Raw genomic sequence first — 23,235 nt, forward strand, 5'->3', positions numbered from 1 at the left:
TTGGGGGCGCGAAGCGCGTTTATCGACTTGTCCTCACGCTTGCGGGGGAATCGGGGCTTCCGGGGTGGTTCGCCGGGGATTCGGTGGGCAACTCTGGTCTCGCGACGTCGTGCAGAACTCCAAGGCGGTCGGCCAACCTCCTTGGAAAAAGCCGTACTTCTGGTACGTCCGGGACTCCTCCGGCGCGTACCTCCTGCTCTGGAGGAATTGACATGGCAAGCATCCGCACCGCCCGCTTCATCGCCGCTGCCGCCGCCCTGCCGCTGGCTGCCGCGCTCTTCACGGGCATCGCGACGGCCGACAACGGCTCGTTCGCGAACAACGGATCAAACGCGGGTGTGGCGACCGTGAACGGCAGTGGCGTCGGCCACAACAACAGCGGCAACTCGTCCACGACGCAGCAGCAGGCCGTCGGCAACGGTGCCTCCAACCAGAGCAACACCGCCCAGGTGAACGGCTCCGCGTTCACGGCGATCGACCAGTCGAACGAGAACATCGCGGTCAACTTCACCGAGCTCTGGTGAACCGATAGCCCTCGGAGCCGCTCGGGACGGCTCCGTGGGGGATCGTTTGTGGGGTGTGACGACCCGTGCGGCGGTGCTTCGGCGCCGCCGCACAGGCGTGTTCGGGGGTGGAGCTGCCGCACAGGCGTGTTCGGGCACGGGGCGAGGCGGCGTCGGGGGATCTCTTGGTGTCGGCACCGGGTCTGGGTTGGTGCCGGCACCGGGTCTGGGTGATCTCTTGACACCGGCACCGAATCTGACGGACAGTCAGAAACCCTTGTCGGTACGAGATGGAGAGGCCGCCACCGTGCACCTCGCCCCCACCGAACGCCAGCTCCGCCTGCGTGCCGAACTGCGCGCGTACTTCCGGGACGTGATGCCCGAAGGCCCGCCCGGCAGCGGGGACGCGCCGGGACAGCGCCGGCTGCTGCGGCGCATCGGTGCCGACGGGCTGCTCGGGCTCGGCTGGCCCGTCGAGTACGGCGGCCAAGGGCGCGGCGCCGACGAGCAGTTCGTCTTCTTCGACGAGGCCCACCGCGCGGGCGCACCCGTGTCGATGGTCACCCTGAACACCGTCGGGCCGACCCTCATGAAGTACGGCACCGAGGAGCAGAAAGCCACCTTCCTGCCCCGCATCCTCCAGGGCGACCTCGTCTTCGCGATCGGCTACAGCGAGCCCTCCGCCGGCACGGACCTGGCCTCGCTGCGGACCCGGGCCGTGCGTGACGGGGACGGCTGGCTGATCGACGGCCAGAAGATCTTCACCTCGAACGCCCAGAACGCCGACTGGATCTGGCTGGCCTGCCGCACCGACCCCGAGGCCCCCAAGCACCGGGGCATCTCGATCCTCCTCGTGCCGACCGACGCGCCCGGCTTCTCCTGGACGCCGATCGACACGGTGGGCGGACTGACGACGACGGCCACGTACTACGACGGGATCCGGGTGCCGGCCGCGAACCTCGTCGGCGAGGAGAACGAGGGCTGGGGCCTCATCACCAACCAGCTCAATCACGAGCGGGTGGCGCTCGCCGCCATCGGCATGCAGGCCGAGGACTTCTACGCGGCGGCCCTCGCCGCCGCCCGCGTCCCCGATCCGGTGACGGGCGAGCGTCGGGTTGACGCGCCGTGGGTCCGTTCCAGGCTGGCCGAGGTGCATGCCCGGCTGGCGGCAACGCGCCTGCTCAACTGGCGTTTGGTGGGCGATGTGGGGGCGGGCCGACTGGCACCCGGCGACGCGAGCGGCGTGAAGTTCGCGGGAACCGAATCGGCGGTGGAGGTGTACCGAATGTGTCAGGAGATCACGGGCGAGGCGGGGCTGGTGCGAGCCGGTTCGCCGGGCGGTCTCGGAGACGGCGAGCTGGAGCGGATGAACAGGGCCGCGCAGATCAACACGTTCGGGGGCGGGGTGAGCGAGGTGCAGCGCGAGATCGTCGCGACGATGCGGCTCGGCATGCGGAGGGGACGACGGTGAAGGACATCGCGTACGAGGAGTTGCGGGCGTTCGAAGGCAGGGCGGCGGAGGAGACGGGCCGAGGCAAGGACCCGGTCAACCGGCCGATGATCAGGCACTGGTGCGAGGCGATGGGCGACACCCACCCCGGGTACGCGGGCGCGGACGCGGTGGCGCCGCCGACGATGCTCCAGGCCTGGACGATGGGCGGCCTCTCGGCGAACGGCGGACGGTTCGTCGCCCACGACGAGCTGTTCGCGCTGCTCGACGGCGCGGGGTACACCTCGGTGGTGGCGACCGACTGCGAGCAGGAGTACCTGCGGCCGCTGCGCCCCGGTGACGAGATCACCTTCGACGCGGTCATCGAGTCGGTGTCGCCACGCAAGACGACCAAGCTCGGCACGGGGCACTTCGTCACGACGCGGATGGACGTCCACGCGGCCGGCCGACTGGCGGGGACGCACCGCTTCCGCATCCTCAAGTACGCCCCGGCGGAGCGGAAACCGAAGGGCAAACGCCCGCGCCCCGTCGTCAACCGGGACAACGCGGGATTCTGGGACGGCGTCGCGGCCCACCGCCTCCTGATCCAGCGCTGCGAGGGCTGCGGGACGCTCCGCTTCCCCTGGCTGCCCGGCTGCAACGGATGCGGCTCGCAGGAATGGGACACGGTCGAGGCGAGCGGCGAGGGCACGGTCTACTCGTACGTGGTGATGCACCATCCGCCCTTCCCGGCCTTCGACCCCCCGTACGCCGTGGGGCTGATCGAGCTGGCGGAGGGCGTGCGCATCGTCAGCAACGTGACCGGGGTGCCCTACGACAAGGTGCGGATCGGGATGCCGGTCCGGCTGGAGTTCCGGACGGTGGACGCGGAGTGGGAGATCCCGGTGTTCCGGGCCCTGGGCGACGACGCGGGCGGTGAGGGCTGACATGGACTTCACGCCCACGGAGGAGCAGGCGGCGGCCCGCGATCTCGCCGCGGAGATCTTCGCCGATCTGGCCACGCCGGAGCGGCTCGCGGCGGCGGGGACCGGTTCGGACGCGGAGCTGTGGAAGGCGCTGTGCGCGGCGGGGCTGGCGGACGCGGTGCGGGACATCGGGCTGCTCGGCCTCGTGCTCCTCCTGGAGGAGCAGGGGCGGGTGACGGCCCAGGTGCCGTTCGCGGCGAGCTGTGTCTACGGCCTGCTCGCGGTGTCCGCGCACGGTACGGCCGAGCAGCGGGACCGCCTGCTGCCCGGACTGTGCCAGGGCAGCACGGTCGCGACGGGGGCGTTGCCGGCCCGGGGCGGGGTGGAGACTGCCCCGGACTCGGACTCGGACGCGGACTCGGACGCGGACTCGGAATCGGTTTCGGTTTCGGACTCGGTTTCGGGCAGGAGCGGGGTGCTGAGCGGCACCGTGCCGTGGGTGCCGTGGCTGAGGGACGCGACGTTGGTCCTGGTGGCGGCGGCCGACCGGAGCCTGTGGCTGGTGCGGGTCGCCGACGCGCGGGTGGAGCCGGTCGAGCTGACCGCACCCTGGGCGGCGGGGCGTCTCGTCCTGGACCGGACGCCGGGGGAGCGGCTCGGCGGGCCCGCCGCGTACGAGGAGGCGCGGGCCGCCGCGCGGACGGCCTTCGCCGGACTGCAGGCCGGGGTGTGCGCGGGGTCCCTGGCCCGCGCGGTGGCCCATGCGAACGAGCGGGAGCAGTTCGGGCGTCCCCTCGCCGCGAAGCAGGGCGTGCAACTGCGCGCCGCCGACGCCTACATGGACACCGAGGCGATTCGCGTCACGGCCTACGAGGCGGCCTGGCGTCGCGACACCGGTCTGCCCTACGACACGCACGCGCTCACCGCGGCCTGGTGGGCGTCGGAGGCGGGCAGGCGCGTCGTGCACGCGGGCCAGCACCTGCACGGCGGCATGGGCGCCGACCTCGACCATCCGGTGCACCGGCACTTCCTGTGGGGGCGGCAGCTGGACGCGTATCTGGGGTGCGGGAGCGAAGTCCTCCAAGAACTGGGCGAGTTGATCGCGAAGGGAGAATCGGAGTGACGACACAACCCGGCCCGACGGCGAGTTCCGGCATGACGGCAAGACAGGGATCGACGGCCGGACAGGGCTCGACGGCGAAGCGGGGCGCGACGGCGAAGCGGGGCGCGACGGTGGCGCAGGGCTTGACCGTGGCGCAGGGCGAGGAACTGCCGCCGCTGGAGATCCCGATCACGCGCACGCTGATCGTCTCCGGAGCGATAGCCTCCCGCGACTACCAGGACGTGCACCACGACGCGGAGCTCGCACAGGGGAAGGGCTCCCCCGACGTCTTCATGAACATCCTGACGACCAACGGCCTCGTCGGGCGGTACATCACCGACCACTTCGGCCCCGACGCCGTCCTGCGCAAGGTCGCGATCAGACTCGGCGCGCCCAACTATCCGGGGGACACGATGGTGCTGACCGGCACGATCGAGAAGGTCGAGCCCGCACACGTGGCCGCGACCGAGCCCGCACCTGAGCCCGCATCCGAGCCCGCATCCGAGGGTGACGCGAACGCCCTCGTGCGGGCCGTAGTCCGGGTCGTCGGGGCCAACGGCATCGGCAACCACGTCACCGGCACGGTCACCGTGACCGTCCCCGCGGGAGGCGCCGCATGAGCGCCCGTACCCGCGACAGCCTCGGCGGAAAGGCCGCGATCGTCGGCATCGGGGCCACGGAGTTCTCCAAGGACTCGGGGCGCAGCGAGCTGAAGCTGGCCGTGGAGGCGGTCGGCGCGGCGCTCGACGACGCCGGGCTCACCCCCGCCGACGTCGACGGCATGGTCACCTTCACCATGGACACCAACCCCGAGATCACGGTCGCCCAGGCGGCCGGCATCGGGGAGTTGTCCTTCTTCTCCCGCATCCACTACGGCGGCGGCGCGGCCTGCGCCACCATCCAGCAGGCGGCGCTCGCGGTGGCGAGCGGAGTGGCCGAAGTCGTCGTCTGCTACCGCGCGTTCAACGAACGCTCCGGGCGCAGGTTCGGCTCCGGGGTGCAGCAGCGTGAGCCGTCGGCGGAGGGCGCCGCCCTCGGCTGGAACCTGCCGTTCGGGCTGCTGACGCCCGCCTCCTGGGTGGCGATGGCCGCCCAGCGCTACCTCCACACGTACGGTCTGACGCCGGACGCCTTCGGCCACGTCGCCGTCACCGACCGGAAGTACGCGGCGACCAACCCGGCGGCCTACTTCCACGGGAAGCCGATCACCCTCGCGGACCACGCCGCCTCGCGCTGGATCGTCGAGCCCCTGCGGCTCCTGGACTGCTGTCAGGAGACGGACGGCGCCCAGGCGATCGTCGTCACGAGCGTGGAGCGGGCCCGCGACCTCCCCCGTCCGCCGGCCGTGATCGCGGCGGCCGCCCAGGGCGCGGGCCGCGCGCAGGAGCAGATGACCAGCTTCTACCGCGACGACCTCAGCGGGCTGCCCGAAATGAGCGTGGTGGCGCGGCAGTTGTGGCGCACCTCGGGTCTTTCGCCGGACGACATCGACGTGGGGATCCTCTACGACCACTTCACACCGTTCGTGCTGATGCAGCTGGAGGAATTCGGGTTCTGCGCGGCCGGCGAGGCGGCGGGCTTCGTCGCCGAGGAACGGCTGCCCCTGAACACGCACGGAGGCCAGCTCGGGGAGGCCTACCTCCACGGCATGAACGGCATAGCGGAAGCGGTCCGACAGGTGCGCGGCACGTCCGTGAACCAGATACCGGGCGCCGCGCGCACCCTGGTCACCGCGGGCACGGGGGTCCCCACATCGGGGCTGATTCTGGGGGCGGACGGCTGAACGCGGCGCGTCTGTGGGCCCGGGACCGGGCCACGGGCCGTTCACTCGCCGTATGCGTCTCCGGAAGATGATCATTGGACTCGTCCTGACGGTCCTCACGGCCCTGACCGTGGAGCTGGCGGCGGCGCCACCGGGCTCCGCGCACGAGCGAACCACCGGCCACGACCGCACCACCGGCCACGACCGCACCACCGGCACGGAAGGGAGTGCGAGCGGGGCGGGTGTCCGGGCAGCCGCGAAGACGTCGATCTTCCGCGGCTGGGCCTTCGACACGTGCGACACCCAGTCCGTCGACACCATGCGGCGCTGGCGGCACTCCAGCTACCGCGCCGTCGGTATCTACTACGCGGGCCGCGGCCGGGCCTGCAAACGCCAGAGCGAGCTGAACCACGCCTGGATGCGCGCCGTGCGGCGGATGGGCTGGCGGGTCCTGCCGGTGTACGTCGGCTCGCAGTCGCCGTGCGTCATCGCGAAGAACAAGAAGCACGTGCGCATGGGGCGCCACCCCTGGCAGCAGGGGAGGAAGGAAGGGCGCGACGCGGTACGCAGGGCGAAGACGTTCGGCATCCGGCCGCACAGCCCGCTCTACCTGGACATGGAGGCCTACACCTACCGCAAGAAGAAGTGCGCGCGCACCACGCTCTCCTTCATCCGTTCCTGGGACCGCGAGGTGCGCAGGCTCGGCTACGTCCCCGGCTTCTACAGCAGCGCCGACTCCGGGGTGCGGCACCTGGAGACGGCACGGCGGGCGGGCGTGCGTGACCTGCCGACGGTCATGTGGTTCGCGCGCTGGCACACCCGGCCGCACCTGTACCGCGAGCCGGTGCTGAGCCCCGCCGCGTGGCGCCCGGCCCGGCGTATCCACCAGTACGCGGGGAACGTGAAGGAGCGCCACGGCGGGCGCACCCTGGTGATCGACCGCAATCTGGTGCACGCTCCCGTGGCACGCGTCGGCTAGCGGGTCCGTCGTCCCGGCGCGCGGTGCGCCGGGGTGTTCTCGGGGGCGAACCCTCAGGGGGACGCTCCGCCTCCTCCACCTGTAGGAGGTGGAGCCACCCCCACTCGTACAACCTGAGGCGGACACGGCTTCGGGACCTGCGGCCGATCCGCAGAAGTAGGGGGCACTTCTAGCGTGGAGCCATGACCGCATCCATGGTGTCCGTGTGCACCAGCGCATCGAAGGCCGCGACACGGGGCGCGGGCCCGGCGCGGGCCACGGGGCCCTCCGCGTACCCGTCGTTCGCGTCCTACGTACGGGCCCGCCAGTCCGTACTGCTGCGCACCGCCCGCTCGCTGACCGCGAATCCGAGCGATGCCGAGGACCTGCTGCAGACCGCGCTCACCAAGACGTACGTGGCGTGGGACCGGATCGAGGACCATCGCGCCCTCGACGGCTATGTGCGCCGGGCCCTCCTGAACACGCGCACGTCGCAGTGGCGCAAGCGCAAGGTCGACGAGTTCGCGTGCGACGAGCTGCCGGAGCCCGAGGTGACGCCGGCGGGGGACCCGGCCGAGCAGCAGGTGCTCCGCGACGCCATGTGGCGCGCGATCATGAAGCTGCCCGCGCGGCAGCGGGCGATGGTCGTCCTCAGGTATTACGAGGATCTCAGTGAGGCGCAGACCGCCGACGTGCTCGGGGTGTCCATCGGCACCGTCAAGAGCGCGGTGTCGCGCGCCCTCGGCAAGCTCCGCGAGGACCCGGAGCTCACGCCGGTCCGCTGAGCGGGGCGCACGCCGGTCGGCCGAGCGGTCGCGGCCGATGATCGATCATCCCCTGGAGTAGTGACATACCAAGCGGTATGCGCGCAGAATCAGCGCAACCCTTACTGCCGCGTAGGCGATGTCGCCCCAGGAGGACGCCGTGCTGAGCACGATGCAGGACGTACCGCTGACCGTCACCCGCATCCTCCGGCACGGCATGACCGTGCACGGGACCTCGCAGGTCACGACCTGGACCGGGGACGGCGCGCCCCAGCGCCGCAGTTACCGCGAGCTCGGTGAGCGCACGGCCCAGCTCGCCCACGCCCTGCGCGAGGACCTCGGTGTCGCGGACGACGAGCGCGTGGCGACCTTCATGTGGAACAACGCCGAGCACGTCGAGGCCTACTTCGCGGTGCCCTGTATGGGCGCCGTGCTGCACACCCTGAACCTGCGGCTGCCCGCGGAGCAGCTGGTGTGGATCGCCCACCACGCGGCCGACCGCGTCCTCATCGTCAACGGCTCCCTCCTCGGCCTGCTCGCGCCGCTCCTCCCGCAGCTGACCACGGTCGAGCACCTGGTGGTCTCGGGCCCCGGCGACCGTTCCCTCCTTGCGGGCTGCCACGCGCAGGTGCACGAGTACGAGGACCTGATAGCCGGCAAGCCCACCGTCTACGACTGGCCCGAGCTCGACGAGCGTGCCGCGGCCGCCATGTGCTACACCTCCGGCACCACCGGCGACCCCAAGGGCGTCGTCTACTCGCACCGCTCCATCTACCTGCACTCCATGCAGGTCAACATGACCCAGTCGATGGGTCTGACGGACTCGGACACCTCGCTGGTCGTCGTCCCGCAGTTCCACGTCAACGCCTGGGGGCTGCCGCACGCCACCCTCATGACCGGCGTCAACATGCTGATGCCGGACCGCTTCCTGCAGCCCGCCCCGCTCGCCGAGATGATCGAGTCGGAGCGCCCCACGCACGCGGCCGCCGTCCCCACCATCTGGCAGGGCCTGCTCGCCGAGCTCACCGCGAAGCCCCGTGACGTCAGCTCGCTCGGCCAGGTCACCATCGGCGGCTCGGCCTGCCCGCCCTCCCTGATGGAGGCCTTCGACCGGCTCGGCATGCGGGTCTGCCACGCCTGGGGCATGACGGAGACGTCGCCGCTCGGCACGGTCGCCCGCCCGCCGGCCCACGCCGTCGGCACCGACGAGGAGTTCGGCTACCGGCTCACGCAGGGCCGCTTCCCCGCCTCGGTCGAGGGCCGGCTGGTCGGACCCGGCGGCGAACACCTGCCGTGGGACGGCGAGTCCGCCGGTGAGCTGGAGGTGCGCGGCCCCTGGATCGCGGGCGCCTACTTCGGCGGCGCGGGCGGCGAAGCCCTCCGGCCCGAGGACAAGTTCAGCGAGGACGGCTGGCTGAAGACCGGCGATGTCGGCGTGATCACCCCCGACGGCTTCCTGACCCTCACCGACCGGGCCAAGGACGTCATCAAGTCCGGCGGCGAGTGGATCTCGTCGGTCGACCTGGAGAACGCCCTCATGTCCCACCCGGACGTCGCCGAGGCCGCGGTCGTCGCCGTGCCCGACGACAAGTGGGGCGAACGCCCGCTCGCCACGGTCGTGCTGAAGGAGAACGCGACCGCCGACTACGCCGCTCTGCGCGACTTCCTCGCCGGCAGCGTCGCCAAGTGGCAGCTTCCCGAGCGCTGGGCGATCATCCCCGCCGTACCGAAGACCAGCGTCGGCAAGTTCGACAAGAAGGTGCTGCGCAGGCAGTACGCGGACGGCGAGCTGGACGTCACGCGGCTCTGACGCGACGGGACCGGCGGGACCGGCGGGACCGGCGGGACCCGCGGGACCGGCCGGACCGGCTGTCCCCGAGCCCCGCACCGCGCCCGGCAGCCGGGCGAGCCCCGCGAAGAGCGGTCCTGACCGCCGGCGGCGGTGCTCGGCGGGCAGTACGGCGGCGGCAGCGAGCCGGAGCGGCGCCGTGAGGACGGCGGCACCCACGAAGACGTAACGCCCCCCGAAGGCCTGGCCGCCGAGGCCGACGAGGACACAGGTCGTGACGCTGCCCGTGAACAGGCCGGCTGCCGGGCCGCCGCGGCACGGCTGGCCCGCCGGTGCGCGGGCGCCCGCTCTGCGACCAGTGGTACGAGCAGCCTCGGCACGACCGTCGCGGCGGACGCCACCGCCGTGACGAGGGAGGGCGCCGCGACGAGCCTGCGGCGGGTCCTGGTCGGGGACGAGGACGAGGGCGAGGACGAGGGCGACGATCGCGAGCGGCCGCGCGCCTCGATCAAGGCGGCGGTGCGGCGGACAACGGCCTGGCCGACGGCAGCCCGTTCACGTCCCGGCCGCCGCGCGCGGCCAGTCGCGGCACCCCCGGCCGACCTCGGCCGACCTCGGCCAACCCCCGCCGGCCGCCGCTAGTTCGTGCCGATCTTCGCCAGCAGGTCCACGATCCGGTCCTGCACCTCGCCGCTGGTGGACCGCTCCGCCAGGAACAGCACGGTCTCGCCCGCCGCGAGCTTGGGGAGCTCCGTGTCGTCGACGGCCGCCGTGTAGACGACCAGCGGCGTGCGGTTCAACTGCCCGTTCGCGCGCAGCCAGTCCACGATCCCGGCCCTGCGGCGGCGCACCTGGAGCAGGTCCATCACCACGAGGTTCGGCCGCATCTGGGCCGCGAGCGTCACCGCGTCCGCGTCGCTCTCGGCCCGCGCGACCTGCATGCCGCGCCGCTCCAGCGTCGCGGTCAGGGCGAGCGCGATCTCCTCGTGCTCCTCGATGAGCAGGACGCGCGGCGGGTGCTGCTCGCTGTCGCGCGGCGCGAGCGCCTTCAGGAGTACGGCGGGGTCGGCGCCGTACGCCGCCTCCCGCGTCGCCTGGCCGAGCCCCGCCGTCACCAGCACGGGCACCTCGGCGGCCACCGCGGCCTGCCGCAGCGACTGCAGCGCGGTGCGCGTGATGGGACCGGTCAGCGGGTCGACGAAGAGCGCCGCGGGGAACGCCGCGATCTGCGCGTCGACCTCCTCCCGCGAGTGCACGATCACCGGACGGTAGCCGCGGTCGCTGAGCGCCTGCTGCGTGGTCACGTCGGGCGCGGGCCACACCAGCAGCCGACGCGGGTTGTCCAGCGGCTCGGGCGGCAACTCGTCGTCCATCGGCCGGGGGTGCGGCTGGTTCGCGACCTCGACGGCGCCACCGGGGCCGTCCAGCGGCTCGGGACCCTCGTCGGCGTCCTGGTCCGGTGCGCCGATCGCGTACGACCGCCCGGTGCCCTCGGTCGCGGACGCGATGCGGGACTGCGGGTGCGCCGGAGTGTGCGACTGGGCCTGGGCCTGGGCCTGGGGCTGCGACTGGGCCTGCGGGTGCGGGCGCGCCGATGCCTCGGGGCGCTCGTCGGCCGTGGGCTCGGGTGGCGTGGCCAGCCTGCGCCGACGCCCGGACCCCCCGAGCGTGTGCGACTGCGAGCCCTGACCCTGACTCTGCCCCTGGGCCTGCCCCTGTCCCTGGGCCTGCCCCTGTCCCTGGGCCTGCTGCGGCGACTCGCCGGAGGCCTCCGGCGCGGGCATCGGACCCGCCACCCGCGATCGCCCCTGCGAGGTCTGCGAGGTCTGCGCGGCCTGCTCGGGTCCCTCGGGCCGCTGAGCCTGGGGCGGCAGCGGGGGCTGCGGCGACTGCGGGATCCGGGCGTTCCGCGGGGGGTGCGGGCCCTGCCCGGGTACGGCCGTACCGCCCTGCGCCCCGCCCTGCTGATCGGTGATCTGCTGGCCGAACGGCACGCCCTGCCCGAGCGTGCGCACGCTGAACGCGCGCCCCTGCGTCGAGTTGGGGTCACCGGTCCCGGCCTCCGCGGGCAGCGGCTGGGCCGCCCTGGCCGGCCCACCGCGGTCTGCGCGGTCGGCGTGCTCAGCGCGGTCGGCGCGCTCGGGCGGGAGCGCGGTGCCGCGGGCCTGCGCGGGCACTCCGCCGGGCGGCGTGGTGCCGTCGGGCCACGGCTGCGGCGCGGGCAGCGGCCCGGTTCCGGCACCCTGGCCGGCCTGGCCGCCCTGGGGCTCGTTCCCGGAGCCCTGATGGCCCGGAGCGGGGGTCCCCTGCGGGGGCGTCCCCTGGGCCGCCGGTGCGGGCGCCCCCTGCGCCGGGGCGCGGTGGCCCGTCGGAGCCTGCGTCGGGTGGGGCTGCGGCGGCGTGTGGTCGTCGTCGGCGCCGCGTACGGCCGGGGCGTGGTGCCCGGGGACCTGTTGCCCGGGGACCCGCTGCCCCGGCGCGTCCCCCTGGCCGGGTGCGCGGTCCGCCGTGGCGGGCGGCAGCGCGAAGACGCGTCCGCTGTTCGCCTCCTCCGCCGCGGCCCGCTCCTTGGCGGCGGCCAGCGCACGCCGTGCCCGCCGACCCGTGGGCCGCGCGGCGTCGCCGTGTCCGGACTCCACCGCGGCGAGCTCCGTGCCCGGAACGCCGCCAGAGGTCTCCGCCGAACCGGAGGCCAGCGCGGGCAGCGCGTGCCGCTCGCCGGCCCTCCGCGCACGACGCCCGGCCCCTTCGGCGGGCACGGGGACGCCCTGCGGCGGCACCGTCTCGCCCAACGCGGCCGACCCGGCAGCGTGTTCGGCGGCCGTCATCACGGAGCCCTCGGCGGCGCTCGGCCGGCCGCGTCGCCGTCCGGTACCGCCACCGGCCGGGCCGCCCGACGTCTCCGAGGACGGGTCGCCCGCACCGGGGCCCTCCGCCGGTCCGTTCCCGGGACCGTTCCCCGGGCCGAGGACCAGCTCGGTGGCCACGGAACCGCCGACGTTCTCGGGCGCGGCCTCCGCCGCGCGCCGTCCCCTGCGCCGCCCCGTACCGGTCGGCGCGGGACCCGCGGTGGCGTCGACGCCACCGCTCTCCGTACCGACAGCGGGGGCGGAGGGGCCGGAAGGTGCGGAGGGGCCGGCGGAGAGGGACGAGCTCGCGCCCCCCGGAACCGCACTCTCCAGGAAGGAGTCGACCGAGGAACGCCGGGCCCGCCGACGCCCGCCGCCCGAAGCGCCCGACGCCTGCTCCGGCACCACAACGGAACCACCGGGCCCGGTGCCGGGCCCGGCACCGGGCGCCCCTGAAGGCACTGCCCCTGGAGGCACGGCCCCCGAAGGCACTGCCCCTGGAGGCACGGCCCCTGAAGGCACTGCCCCCGAAAGCACCGCCTCCGTAGAAGCCGCCCCCGAACCGCCACGCTCCGTAGAGCCCAAAGAACCCGCAGGACCCACATAACCCGCAGGGCCCGCAGAGCCCACAGGATCCGCAGGGCCCACAGACCCCGTAGAACCCACAGACCCCGCAGAACCCGCGGAGTCCGTAGAACCGGCCCCGATCGGCACCTCAAGTACGTACGCGCTGCCGCTCATGCCCGGCACCTCGTGCGTCTGCAGCACGCCTCCGTGCGCCCGCACGATGCCCCGCACGATCGGCTCGTGCACGGGGTCTCCCCCGGCGTAAGGACCCCGCACCTCGATGCGGACGACCTCGCCGCGCTGGGCCGCGGCCACCACGATCGTCGAGTCCACGTAGCCACCGGGCACGACGCCGGGAGCCAGCCCCACGCGCGTGTTGCCGGTCGCGTCGATCCCGGCCACGTCCGCGACGAGGTGCGCGAGTGCCGTGGCGAGCCGTCCCGCGTCGACCGTGAGCTCGATCGGCGGCGCGTGCACCGCGAACTGCGCGCGCCCGGGGCCGATCAGCTCGACCGCGCCCTCCACGCCGGCGGCGACGACCGCGTCGAGCAGGACCGTCGTACGGGAGAGCTGTTCGTCACCGGCGTCGAGCAGCTGGAAGCCGAGGACGTTGTCGACGAGGGTCGTCATCCGGGCGTACCCGGCCGAGAGGTGGTGCAGGACCTGGTTGGCCTCGGGCCACAGCTGGCCGGCGTCGTCCGAGGCGAGCGCGGACAGCTCGCGGCGCAGCTCGTCCAGGGGCCCGCGCAGGGACGAGCCGAGGACGGCGAGCAGCTGCTCGTGCCGGGCGGCCAGCTCGTCGTACCGCGTCTTCTCGCGCTCGGCCAGCTCCTCGAAGCGGTCCTTCTCGCGCTCGGCGAGTGCCGCGTACCGCTCCTGCTCGGCGGCGAGCTCCTCGGCCCGCTGCTCCTCGGCGGCCCTGATCTCCCCGGCGCGCTGCTCGGCGGCGGCCGCGAGCTCCTCCGCGTGCCGCGCGAGGGCGGCCTCGTGCTTCTCGGCCAGCTCGTCGTAGGGCCTGCGGTCGGTGAACGTCATCACCGCGCCGACCAGTTGGTCCCCGTCGCGCACCGGCGACGTCGTCAGGTCGACGGGCACCTTGGCGCCGCTCTTGGACCACAGGACCTGCCCGCGCACCCGGTGCTTGCGCCCGGAGCGCAGGGTGTCGGCGAGCGGGGACTCCTCGTACGGGAAGGGCTCGCCGTCGGCCCGGGAGTGCAGGACCAGCGGGTGCAGTTCCTGCCCGCCGAGGTCGCTGGCCCGGAAGCCGAGTATCTGGGCGGCGGCCGGATTGACCAGGACGACCCGGCCGTCGGTGTCCGTGCCGACGACGCCCTCGGCCGCGGCCCGCAGGATCATCTCGGTCTGCCGCTGCGAACGCGCCAGCTCGGCCTCGGTGTCCACGGTGCCCGACAGGTCGCGCACGACGAGCATGAGCAACTCGTCGCCGGTGTACCCATGGGCGTCGTACGCCGTCCTGCCGTCCTCCAGCGGTGAGCTGGTGACCTCGACGGGGAACTCGCTGCCGTCCGTGCGCCGCGCCATCATCCGCGTCGGCTTGGTGCGCCCGCGCTCGTCGATGGTGTCCGGGCGCCGCATGGACCCGGGGATCAGCCGGGAGTCGAACTCCGGCAGCAGATCGAGCAGACCGCGCCCCACGAGCGCGGTCCCCGGCGTCTCGAACGCCTCCAGCGCGATCGCGTTGGCGTTCACGACGGTGCCGTTGGCGTTGACGAGGACCAGCGCGTCCGGGAGCGCGTCGAGTATGGCTGCGAGGCGAGCAGCGCCTCGGGATGGCCTGCTGCTCACGACGACGCTTCCTCCCTGATTACCGCTTCTTGCCGACTCGCTCAGGCCATCTTGCCCCTCGGCCCGTGGCGTGTCACGGGAGTGAGTCTACGGGGAGTGGTTGTGCGCGCGATGCCGGATGAGAGGGAGGTCGCACGCAGAAGGTGTGAGTTTTCGGTATGTCCTGGTCACGCGGAGGTCGCGGGGAGCACCGGTACGAGGCCGTCCCAGCGCGAGATCTCGCAGCCGTTGCTGCGGTCGTACGTCGCGTCCACGGGCCGCCCCTGCCAGGTTCCCGTGATGTGCGCGGTGGCCGGTCCGCCGTACTGCATCGTGCACATGGTGTCGTCCGGCACGGGCGCGAACGGGTCGGTCCCGTAGACCGTGACCCCTTCGAGCCGCTCGCAGGCGGCCGCCGCGTCCGGGTGGGTGCCGCCCGTGGGGTGGCACTCCAGTACGTACGTCCCGTCGCCGGTGCCCCCGGATCCGGCGACCGTCACGGTGAGGCGGTCGATCGGGGCCGGGCCGGGCGTGGTGGCGTGGGCGGCGGCCGGCAGGGCGGACAGCGCGGCGGCGGAGGCGACGGCGGTGAGGACGAGACGACGCAGCATTTCGGGCTCCACGGGAAGTACGGGGAACGGCGGGACGGGGCCTTGGGGCCGGGTGGTCCCTGGGACGGGTGGCTCTACCGGACTAACGCCGCGCGCCGCGCAACGTTGCGGTGCGGCGTAACGCTTTGCCCTGCGGGGCGCGTGACTAGTACCGTGGAGGCCGCTGATTGGTGACACGCCGCCTGGCTGTGTCATCATCTGCACGCACCCCGCGCTCGCGCAGGTGTGCAAGCTGGAGGCGTCGCCTAGTCCGGTCTATGGCGCCGCACTGCTAATGCGGTTTGGGACTTAAATCCCATCGAGGGTTCAAATCCCTCCGCCTCCGCAGCAAGATCCGAAGCCCCGGTCCGCACGGACCGGGGCTTCGGCGCGTACAGGGGTACCCGCGGTCGGCACATATGCCGCGTCAGGGGCCGTTTCCGCAGCTCACAAGGGGTCGGGCAAACGGATTTCACATGGCGGCGGCAGTCATGTAATGTTCTTCCTGTCGCCGCGAACGGGCCGAAGGGCCGGGGAGCGAAGATAGAAACAAAAGAAAAACAAGCACTCGTAGCTTAACGGATAGAGCATCTGACTACGGATCAGAAGGTTGCAGGTTCGAATCCTGCCGAGTGCACACAGGTGAGAGGCCCCCGGAGATCATCCGGGGGCCTCTTGCGTTGCCCGTACAGCAGCGAAGTACCGCAACCGCCTCAGCCGGTGGCGTCCATCGCGCCGGACAGCTGGTCGAGTGCCGAGCGCACTTCTTCCTCGCTCGCTTCCGCGTAGACCTCCATCGTCATGGCGATCTGCGAGTGCCGAAGGCTGCGCCACCTTCGGGGCGACCAGGAGCGAGCTGTACGTGTGCCGGTGTTCCGCAGCGGGATCGCACGGAGGCTGGCGCGACGGGCCCGCTCCATCCACCCGGGGTTAACTAGGGTGTTAACCCTGTCTCACCTGCAGTGATTCCTGATGGCGTCAATCGATCACTGCGCTCCCGGAGCAGTTGCTGAACCATGGATTCAAGGGCGCTGATACGCGCCAGGAGTGCCGCTTCACCCGCACACGGGGACTGTTCGACGAACCCAAGCTCGTCGGGGGTCCTGCGAAATACCGAGCAGAGCAGCACCTGATAGGTCTTGCCCGGACGGACCGCTTCGTGTTCCCACCGGTGGTACATGACCTTCAGGGATGCCTCCGCGGCAACCTCCCAGCCCCACCGCTCCGCGACGAGACTCAGGGCCCTGACCGCCTTGGCGCGTGACCACTCCCGCTCAAGCCGTGCCCTGCCCAGCGGCGTGTCCGGAGCCCTGAGGTCGTACCTCAAGGGCTGCTCTGGAGGGGAAACGTCAGGCCGCTCGGGCATGATGAGCGTGGATCGATTCGCCATGGCTACTCCTTCGAATCGGTTGGGCCGCGTCCGCTCGCACCGGATGCGGCCCGTCTTCTCTCTACGGACTCAAGCGTTCAGGACCCCGTCAGCCTTCGCCCAACGGGCGACCGTGGCGCGAGGGATACCCGTCAGCTCTTCCAGGCGCCGGTACGGAACGCCGGCACTCACGGCAGCCAGCACGGCGGGGCGTAGCCCGGCTTCTACTTCCGCCAGCTCCTGGGCCAGCATCCGGCGGCGCTCTCCAGGCTCCACGAGACTTCGCACTGCTGCCGCTCGCTGCTCCTCAGGCGTGCTCGTGGTTTCGGTGCCGAACTGGTCCACAGGTACGTGGGGCCTCGACTGTCGTTTCGCCCCAACTGGCTTGCGCCGCTGCCTACTTCGCCGATTGGACATGTCTCGATACTGCCCGACCGTCCCACTCGGGACACATCGATTCGGCAGAGACGAATATGCCAATTCAGGACCGCTGCGAAGCAGCAGGTAAGCGGCCTACCGCAAGGCCAAGGCGACCGTCAGGAGGCCCCACGAGGGGGTAGCGCGGACAGAGTTTCCCTACTCAATCAAGGCTCGCTGCGCTCGCGGCCGCCAGAGTCAGCCGCGAGCTTCAACCACCTCTGGCCTGGGTCTTCCGTCCCTGGTGACGCGGGAGAAGCCCGCCGGGTACCGCCGCCGCGATCCGACCTAGGGAGGGAAGAAGAACCAGCAGCATCCGTAGGCCCGAGAAGCGCACGCCGAAGAACACCCCCATCAAGACCACCAGGCACGCGCCACCCAACGAAGTCGGGATCGATCCAAGGACCGAGGGGCCGCGCACAGCGCGGGGGCGCCGGCCGGCCGCCGCCCGCCGCTTCCATGTCTCCGCCACCAGCTGCGCGCGCCGTCCGTCCGTCGCCCCGGCAGCGGCCAAAACCAAGCACGGAGCCATAGGGCACAGGGGAGTGCCGCACAGCAGGCCAGGGACAGCTTTGTGTTACCGATAAGGCCGGATCGCGGCGGCGGTACCCGGCGGGCAAACCCGCTACCTGGGCCGTTGCCCCGTGGCTGGGGCGGTCGGCTCCACGGCTTTAGGCAGCCACCATGGGGCGAGCCTCGAAGATCATGGCCCCAACGTCGTGCTTTAACGGGCAGGTCCACAGACCGCCCGACTCGCCATGAGCTTACGGGGCCATGATCACTCGCCCCATGGCAGCTCCCGCCCAAAGCCGCTCCGCCGACCGCGCCGTCTGCCTCCGCCGAAATACCCTCAGAGCCGCCAACCGATAGAAGCCGAATGACGTACTCCATCTACGCCATTTAGTAAAGCTATGGCATAAGCGATGCTGAGACATTCATTGGCATACGGCAGCAAAGCAGGCATTGCCCTTGTCGAGATGCCAGCGGCTCATGGTATGGACTCGTGCCTGAATTACGTTCGTGCAGGTCAGGGCTCTAGGTCGGCCGGAGGTTTTCAATATTGACACCCCAACGCGTTGGGGTGAACTACTTCCAGGAGGCCCCCCAGTTGCAATTGCCGCCCCGGGGTCCGGTTGCCTCAACATGGACCGGGACATGAAAGAGCCTGCCCTTGTCGCGCTAGCTTCCCCGCGAGATCGGTGAGAACAGGCAAAGGATCCTGGGAGATCGGTGGCGAGTGTGGACCTGCCCGTGTTGGTAGGCGGCTGAGAAAGGGGCGTTTTTGAGCTGGAAATCCTGCCCCTTTATGTGCACTATGTCGCTTCTCGGTGCTCGCGTATGAGATCCCATAGTGCAAGTGCGGCGCAAGTGCGCATAGAGATCCCCCAGGTCGTGGGGGGTCTTTGTAGCTACAAAAATGCAGGTCATGACTCTTAAGACTAGATTCGGCGCCGCGCCACTCGGCACCTCGGGGTGCTTGCCGAATCGGCATGGCCGGAATCTTCCCCGAGAGTAGGGTCGTCACAGCTGACCAGAAAGCCCGAATCGCCCCAGTTCATTCCCGAAAACCTCAGATCGAATGCGCGAATCGGCACAGCGAGTTCACGCTGAGTCAGTCCGAACAGAGTTGACCCGCCCATACCGAACAGGTTCCTAGGCGTGAACGGTAGGGACGGGTCCTGAACCTTCGAGAGGCCCAACATGAGTGTGTCCCTTACCCCGCAGTGTGTGTCAAACCCTGGTGTCCGACCGTGGCTAGTCACGGTCATCGTCATCATTGTGCTCGTATCAGCCCCTATCGGGGAGATCGTTGGAGCCTACGCAGATGCGGCGGCAACCCTCACTCTCCTTTTTGGGGGGTGCCGTACAGCAACGAAGTACCGCAACCACAGCAACCGTTTGCGCACGGTGTCGTCCGCCTAGGACTGCGCTACGCCCGTTCTGACCGACGTTGACCGCTCCACATAGAGCTACGGATCAGAAGGTTGCAGGTTCGAATCCTGCCGAGTGCACATCGGTCCAGAGGCCCCGTGGAGGAATCCACGGGGCCTCTGGCTTTTGTGTTGTTTCGCCGGGCTCGGCGTGAGGAGTTCCGCGTCACCCGCCCCCCGGCGGGTCACGGCCGCTGTCGTCCAGGTGGAGCCGGCGTGCCAGGACGTCACGGGCCACGTCCAGGAGGGGGCGGTCGTTGCTGAAGGCGTGGCCGCGCAGGCGGATCAGGGCGTGGTCGCAGGGGGCTTCCAGCTGGGCCGCGAGCATGCCGGTGGCCTGGTGGACCTCGGCGAAGTAGAGGCCGGGCTCGTCCAGGAGCGGGGTCCGCGACAGCTCGGGCCGGGCCGCGGTCGCGATGGTGATCTGCGAGATGGTGTCGACCAGGCCGAAGGCGTCGGTGAGTTGCCCGGTGGACATCGATCCCGGCCGGGTGCGGTGGCCGGTGAGTGCCCCGAGCGCGATGATCCCGATGCGCAGCGGGAAGGAGAACATCGCGCGCACTTCCAGCGCCTCGACGGCCGCGGGCAGCCCGGGCCAGCGGCTCGGCGCGAACGCGGAGGCGTCGGCGACGTCGGGCAGCAGCAGGAGGGCGCCGTGGCGGACCGCGTCCACGCTCGGTCCCTGGCCCTGGACCTGCTGCAGGTCCTCCAGGGCCAGGGTGCGCTCGCCGAAGCACTGCAGGAGCTGGGGCGCGTGGCCGCCCGGGGAGAGCAGCAGGCCCAGGCCGTCGAGGCCCAGCATGTCGGCGCAGGCCGCCAGCGGCAGCGGCGCCAGGCCGGGCCCGGTGTGCGAGCCGAGGGCGCGCAGATAGTCGGCCATCACCTGGTGGGTCACCGGACTCGTTCCCTTCCGGGCGCCGTGCGAATCGGGTGAGGAGCCCACCGGACGACGCCGGTGGGCCGGCGCCTCACCGGTCGGGCCGGGTGAAGAGCGCCGTGTCGGCGGTGCCCTGCAGCACCTGGCGGGCGACCTCGGTGAGCCGCATCCGGTGGCTGCGGGCGTAGTGGCGCATCTGTACGAACGCCTCCTCGACGCCCGTGCCGCGGCGGTGCGCCAGATATCCCTTGGCCTGCTCGATGATGATCCGGCTGTCCAGGGCCGTCTGGAGTTGTGCGGTCACTGTCATCTGCTCACTCACTGCGCGCTGTTGCAGCACACCGATGGTGGCCGTGTCGGCCAGGGCCCGGCCGAGTCTCAGGTCGACGTCTGCGAGTGGCCCCGGCCGGTCCCGGAAGAGGTTCAGGGCGCCGATCACCTGCCGGTGCAGCCGGAGCGGGCACGCCACCACGGAGGTGAAACCGGTCCGCACGGCCCGCTGTGCGAACCGGGGCCACCGGATCCGGGCCGCCTCCGTGGCCAGCGGGACGTCGGCGATCGGTTTCTCGCCCAGGAAACAGTCCCTGCAGGGGCCTTCGTCCCACTCGGTGCCCGCCACCTCCAGCAGGCGGGTGCGTTCGTCCGACGCCGCCGCGTCGATCAGCTGTCCGCCGGGTGTCGCGAGCAGCACCCCGGCCGCCGCCACGTCCAGCAGGGCCACGCAGTGCTCGGTGAGCAGGTGGAGGAAGCCGATGACGTCGAAGTCCCGCACCAGAGTGTCGGCGAGGTCGACGAACGCCGCCGACAGCTGCTCCTCGCGCAGCAGTTCGCCCATGCCCCCACCACCTCCAGGAGTGATAGTGGCGCCACTGTCATACGGGTGAACGTCCCGTGGTGCGCCCAGTCTTCGCCTCTTTGCCCGGCTTGGCCAGGGCACGCGAGGGTGAAGAGGCGCGGCGACGCCGACCGTACGACGCTGACGTGCACGGGAGGGATGTCCGGACGGACGGAGAGGAGAAGCCAGAGGGGAAGGAGGGTGACTCACTCCTTTCCACTTTCAACTTATAGCTCAGCGGGGGGCTTGCGGCAAGACCCCCGTCCGGCCGCAGAATCGCTCGCCGAAGCCAGGAAGCCAGGAAGCCAGGGAGCCGGGTTCCCTGGAACCGCAGGAACCACGGGAACCATGGCAACCACTGGAACCGCGGACATGGGAGTCGCTGAATGCGTGTGCTGTTGCTGTCGTACGGGTCGCGCGGGGACGTCGAGCCGATGGTGGGGCTCGCGATGCGCCTGCGGGACGCGGGGGCGTACGTGCAGATGTGCACGCCGCCGGACTTCGCGGAGCTGCTCGACGGCTTCGGGTTCCCGACCGTCGCCCTGGGGCCTTCGGTGCGTGCGATGGCGAGCGGGGAGATGACAGGGACGAAGCCGCACCCGCCGAAGACGCTGCCCCAGCGCGCGGCCGAGATGATCGCCTCGACGTACGAACCGGTCGCCGCGGTGGCCGAGGAGGCCGCCGCGACCGAGGGGTTCGACGCCGTGGTGGCGACCGGGCTGCTCCCCGCCGCGGCCGCCGCGCGGGCCGTCGCCGAGAAGGCGGGCATCCCGTACGTCTTCGTGTCGTACTTCCCGACCTACCTGCCCTCCCCGCACCATCCGCCGCTCGCGTGGCCGGGCCGGACGGCCCCGGCGGACGTGACCGACAACCGGGCGCTGTGGGACATGAACGGCGACCACATGAACGAGCTGTTCCGCGAGGCGATCAACACCCACCGGGAGTCGGTCGGCCTGCTCCCGGTGGACAGCGCCCGCGACCACGTCTTCACCGATCACCCGTGGCTCGCCGCGGATCCGGTGCTGGCTCCGTGGCAGGAGACGGCGGAGCTCGACGTGGCGCAGACCGGGGTCTGGATCAGGCCCGACGAACGGCCGCTCCCCGACGACCTGGAGGCCTTCCTCGCCGCCGGGGAGGCGCCGGTGTACGTCGGCTTCGGCAGCATGCCCCTGCGGGACGCGCAGGACGTCGCACGGGCCGCCGTCGACGCGGTGCGCGCGCAAGGCCGCCGGGTGCTCCTCTCCCGGGGCTGGGCCGACCTGGCGCTCACCGACGACCAGGACGACTGTTTCGCGGTCGGCGAGGTCAACCAGCAGGAGCTGTTCCGCCGCGTGGCCGCCGTCGTGCACCACGGCGGCGCGGGCACGACCACGACGGCCGCCCGGGCCGGCGCGCCCCAGGTGGTGGTGGCGCAGATCGCGGACCAGCCGTACTGGGCGGAACGGGTCGCGGAGCTCGGCATCGGGGTGGCGCACGACGGGCCGACGCCGACCGTGGCGTCCCTGTCGGCGGCGCTGGAGACGGCCCTTGCGCCCCGGACCGGCGAGCGGGCGCGGGCCGTGGCGGGGGAGGTCCGTGCGGACGGGACGGAGGTGGCCGCCAAACTGTTGTTCGACCTGGTGGCCGCGGGAGAGTCGCGCGTGTCCGTGTGAACCTGGTCCGGCCAGGTGTCCGACCGGTCGGACACCTGGCCGGACGGCTGGTCGGACAGAGGGAGTTGCGGGAGTGGAGTGGCGTTGCGCCGGGCTCGGGTGGCCGGACGGGCAGCCCGTGCTGCGGTGGGAAGGGGGCAGGCGGAGTCCGCTCGCGTACGGGCAGGGCATCGGTTTCCGGGCGGTCGGGGAGCGGCGGTGCGTCGGGGCGCGGGGCAATCCGTGCCCGCTGCGGGCCGTCGTGCCGGGCCGGGCCACGCAGGCGCGCTGCCCGGAGTGCGCGCGCCTGGACCGGGCGTTCTCGGTGGCGGCGGACGGCGTGCCGGACGATCCGCGGACGTACCGGGTGTATCTGGCCTGGTTCGGTCCCGGGATGGTCAAGGCCGGGATCACGGCCGAGGAGCGGGGGCCCGTGCGGCTCCTGGAGCAGGGGGCGGTGGCGTTCTGCTGGCTGGGGCGCGGGCCGCTGATGGCGGCGCGGCGCACGGAGGAGCTGCTGCGGGCCGCGCTCGGGGTGCCGGACCGGGTGCCGTACGCGCGCAAGCGCGGGGTGCGGGCGATGCTGCCCGAACCGGCCGTACGCGTACAGGAGTTGGCGGAGTTGTACGGGCGGGCCGCGGAGCTCGCCGGGTGGGCCGATGCGCTGGAACGCGTGGCGTTCGAGGCGGTCGACCACGCGGAGGCGTTCGGGCTTGAGGCGCGGGGTGCGCGGGGTGCGCGGGGTGCGCGGGATGCGCAGGGTGTACGGGATGTGCGTGAGGCACAGGGGGCGCGGGGTGGTCCCGCGTCGCCGACCGGTGTGGTGCGGGAGTTGGTCGACGGCGGGGTGGTCGCGGGGCGGCTGGTCGCCGCGGCGGGGCCCGACCTCCACCTGGCGGTGACCGGCGGGATCGGCGGGATCGGCGGGACCGGTGGGACCGGTGGGACCGGTGGGACCGGTGGGACCGGTGGGATCAGCGGGGCCGGCAGGAAGAGTGCGGCTGGCGGCGGGGGCGTGCTGGTGGTCGACACACGGGTGCTCGTGGGGTGGGAGCTGGTGGCGGCCGACGCGGGGGCGGGCGTGAGCGTGCCCGTCCAGGCCGTGGTGCCGGCGGCGGGCGGCGGTGCCGAGCAGGACGGGCTCTTCTGAG

The 23,235-nt window shown here is 72.0% G+C and carries 16 protein-coding genes, 2 tRNA genes and 2 pseudogenes; 13 read left to right on the forward strand and 7 right to left on the reverse strand.

The genetic code is table 11. The features are described 5' to 3' along the window. Positions 1-212: 212 nt before the first annotated feature. The 9 genes from ACZ592_RS11305 (at position 213) to ACZ592_RS11345 (ending at position 9,254) form a co-directional block, all read left to right on the forward strand. Positions 213-524 carry a hypothetical protein gene (locus tag ACZ592_RS11305; RefSeq protein ID WP_471581259.1) on the forward strand — a complete coding sequence of 104 codons (312 nt, stop codon included), beginning with the start codon at positions 213-215 and terminating at the stop codon, positions 522-524. A gap of 286 nt (positions 525-810) precedes the next feature. Next, entirely contained in the window at positions 811-1,974 is a 1,164-nt protein-coding gene (locus tag ACZ592_RS11310) for an acyl-CoA dehydrogenase family protein (RefSeq protein ID WP_471581260.1), read from the forward strand. After that, positions 1,971-2,879 carry a bifunctional MaoC family dehydratase N-terminal/OB-fold nucleic acid binding domain-containing protein gene (locus ACZ592_RS11315; RefSeq protein WP_471581261.1) on the forward strand — a complete coding sequence of 303 codons (909 nt, stop codon included), beginning with the start codon at positions 1,971-1,973 and terminating at the stop codon, positions 2,877-2,879. Before ACZ592_RS11310 ends, ACZ592_RS11315 begins: the two co-directional genes overlap by 4 nt. Position 2,880: 1 nt before the next feature. Further along, positions 2,881-3,981, forward strand: coding sequence for an acyl-CoA dehydrogenase family protein (locus tag ACZ592_RS11320; protein ID WP_471581262.1), 1,101 nt, complete (start codon positions 2,881-2,883; stop codon positions 3,979-3,981). A 128-nt stretch (positions 3,982-4,109) separates the two neighbouring features. After that, positions 4,110-4,580, forward strand: a complete 471-nt coding sequence (locus tag ACZ592_RS11325; protein WP_471581422.1) for a hotdog family protein — start codon at positions 4,110-4,112, stop codon at positions 4,578-4,580. Continuing rightward, positions 4,577-5,743: a lipid-transfer protein gene (locus ACZ592_RS11330; protein ID WP_471581263.1), complete on the forward strand. Its 1,167-nt coding sequence runs from the start codon at positions 4,577-4,579 to the stop codon at positions 5,741-5,743. Before ACZ592_RS11325 ends, ACZ592_RS11330 begins: the two co-directional genes overlap by 4 nt. Before the next feature lie 52 nt (positions 5,744-5,795). Continuing rightward, a complete protein-coding gene (locus ACZ592_RS11335) occupies positions 5,796-6,701 on the forward strand; it encodes a DUF1906 domain-containing protein (protein ID WP_471581264.1) in 906 nt (301 codons plus the stop codon). 182 nt (positions 6,702-6,883) lie between these two features. Further along, a complete protein-coding gene (locus tag ACZ592_RS11340; RefSeq protein WP_471581265.1) occupies positions 6,884-7,465 on the forward strand; it encodes a SigE family RNA polymerase sigma factor in 582 nt (193 codons plus the stop codon). A gap of 139 nt (positions 7,466-7,604) precedes the next feature. Next, positions 7,605-9,254, forward strand: a complete 1,650-nt coding sequence (locus ACZ592_RS11345; RefSeq protein WP_471581266.1) for a long-chain fatty acid--CoA ligase — start codon at positions 7,605-7,607, stop codon at positions 9,252-9,254. Positions 9,255-9,320: 66 nt separating this feature from the next. Here the strand turns inward: ACZ592_RS11345 and ACZ592_RS11350 are convergent. From ACZ592_RS11350 to ACZ592_RS11360, 3 genes and pseudogenes are all read right to left on the reverse strand, one after another. After that, a pseudogene (locus ACZ592_RS11350) lies at positions 9,321-9,673 on the reverse strand (MFS transporter); the annotation flags it as partial. Positions 9,674-9,871: 198 nt separating this feature from the next. Then, positions 9,872-14,455 (reverse strand): PAS domain-containing protein, encoded by a 4,584-nt coding sequence (locus ACZ592_RS11355; protein ID WP_471581267.1) that lies wholly within the window; start codon positions 14,453-14,455, stop codon positions 9,872-9,874. A gap of 167 nt (positions 14,456-14,622) precedes the next feature. After that, complete coding sequence (locus ACZ592_RS11360; RefSeq protein WP_471581268.1) at positions 14,623-15,045, reverse strand: SSI family serine proteinase inhibitor; 423 nt, start codon at positions 15,043-15,045, stop codon at positions 14,623-14,625. Positions 15,046-15,279: 234 nt separating this feature from the next. On the opposite strand from ACZ592_RS11360, the gene ACZ592_RS11365 reads away from it, so the two are divergent. Together ACZ592_RS11365 and ACZ592_RS11370 are read left to right on the forward strand one after the other, a co-directional pair. Next, positions 15,280-15,370 (forward strand) — tRNA-Ser (locus ACZ592_RS11365). Positions 15,371-15,588: 218 nt separating this feature from the next. Then, positions 15,589-15,661 (forward strand) — tRNA-Arg (locus ACZ592_RS11370). A gap of 76 nt (positions 15,662-15,737) precedes the next feature. Here the strand turns inward: ACZ592_RS11370 and ACZ592_RS11375 are convergent. The 4 genes and pseudogenes from ACZ592_RS11375 to ACZ592_RS11390 form a co-directional block, all read right to left on the reverse strand. Beyond that, a pseudogene (locus ACZ592_RS11375) lies at positions 15,738-15,938 on the reverse strand (site-specific integrase); the annotation flags it as partial. A 20-nt stretch (positions 15,939-15,958) separates the two neighbouring features. After that, on the reverse strand, positions 15,959-16,414 hold the full coding sequence (locus tag ACZ592_RS11380; RefSeq protein ID WP_471581269.1) for an XRE family transcriptional regulator: 456 nt from the start codon (positions 16,412-16,414) through the stop codon (positions 15,959-15,961). Between the two features lie 2,493 nt (positions 16,415-18,907). Further along, a complete protein-coding gene (locus ACZ592_RS11385; protein ID WP_471581270.1) occupies positions 18,908-19,636 on the reverse strand; it encodes an ANTAR domain-containing protein in 729 nt (242 codons plus the stop codon). Between the two features lie 73 nt (positions 19,637-19,709). Continuing rightward, the gene (locus tag ACZ592_RS11390; protein WP_471581271.1) at positions 19,710-20,453 is read right to left on the reverse strand and encodes a GAF and ANTAR domain-containing protein; all 744 of its coding nucleotides are present in this window, start codon (positions 20,451-20,453) and stop codon (positions 19,710-19,712) included. Positions 20,454-20,839: 386 nt separating this feature from the next. Between ACZ592_RS11390 and ACZ592_RS11395 the strand changes: the two genes are divergently transcribed. Together ACZ592_RS11395 and ACZ592_RS11400 are read left to right on the forward strand one after the other, a co-directional pair. Continuing rightward, a complete protein-coding gene (locus ACZ592_RS11395) occupies positions 20,840-22,105 on the forward strand; it encodes a glycosyltransferase (protein WP_471581272.1) in 1,266 nt (421 codons plus the stop codon). 73 nt (positions 22,106-22,178) lie between these two features. Further along, positions 22,179-23,234: a DUF2797 domain-containing protein gene (locus ACZ592_RS11400; RefSeq protein WP_471581273.1), complete on the forward strand. Its 1,056-nt coding sequence runs from the start codon at positions 22,179-22,181 to the stop codon at positions 23,232-23,234. Position 23,235 lies beyond the last annotated feature (1 nt).

Source organism: Streptomyces sp. NPDC040622, from assembly GCF_055593965.1.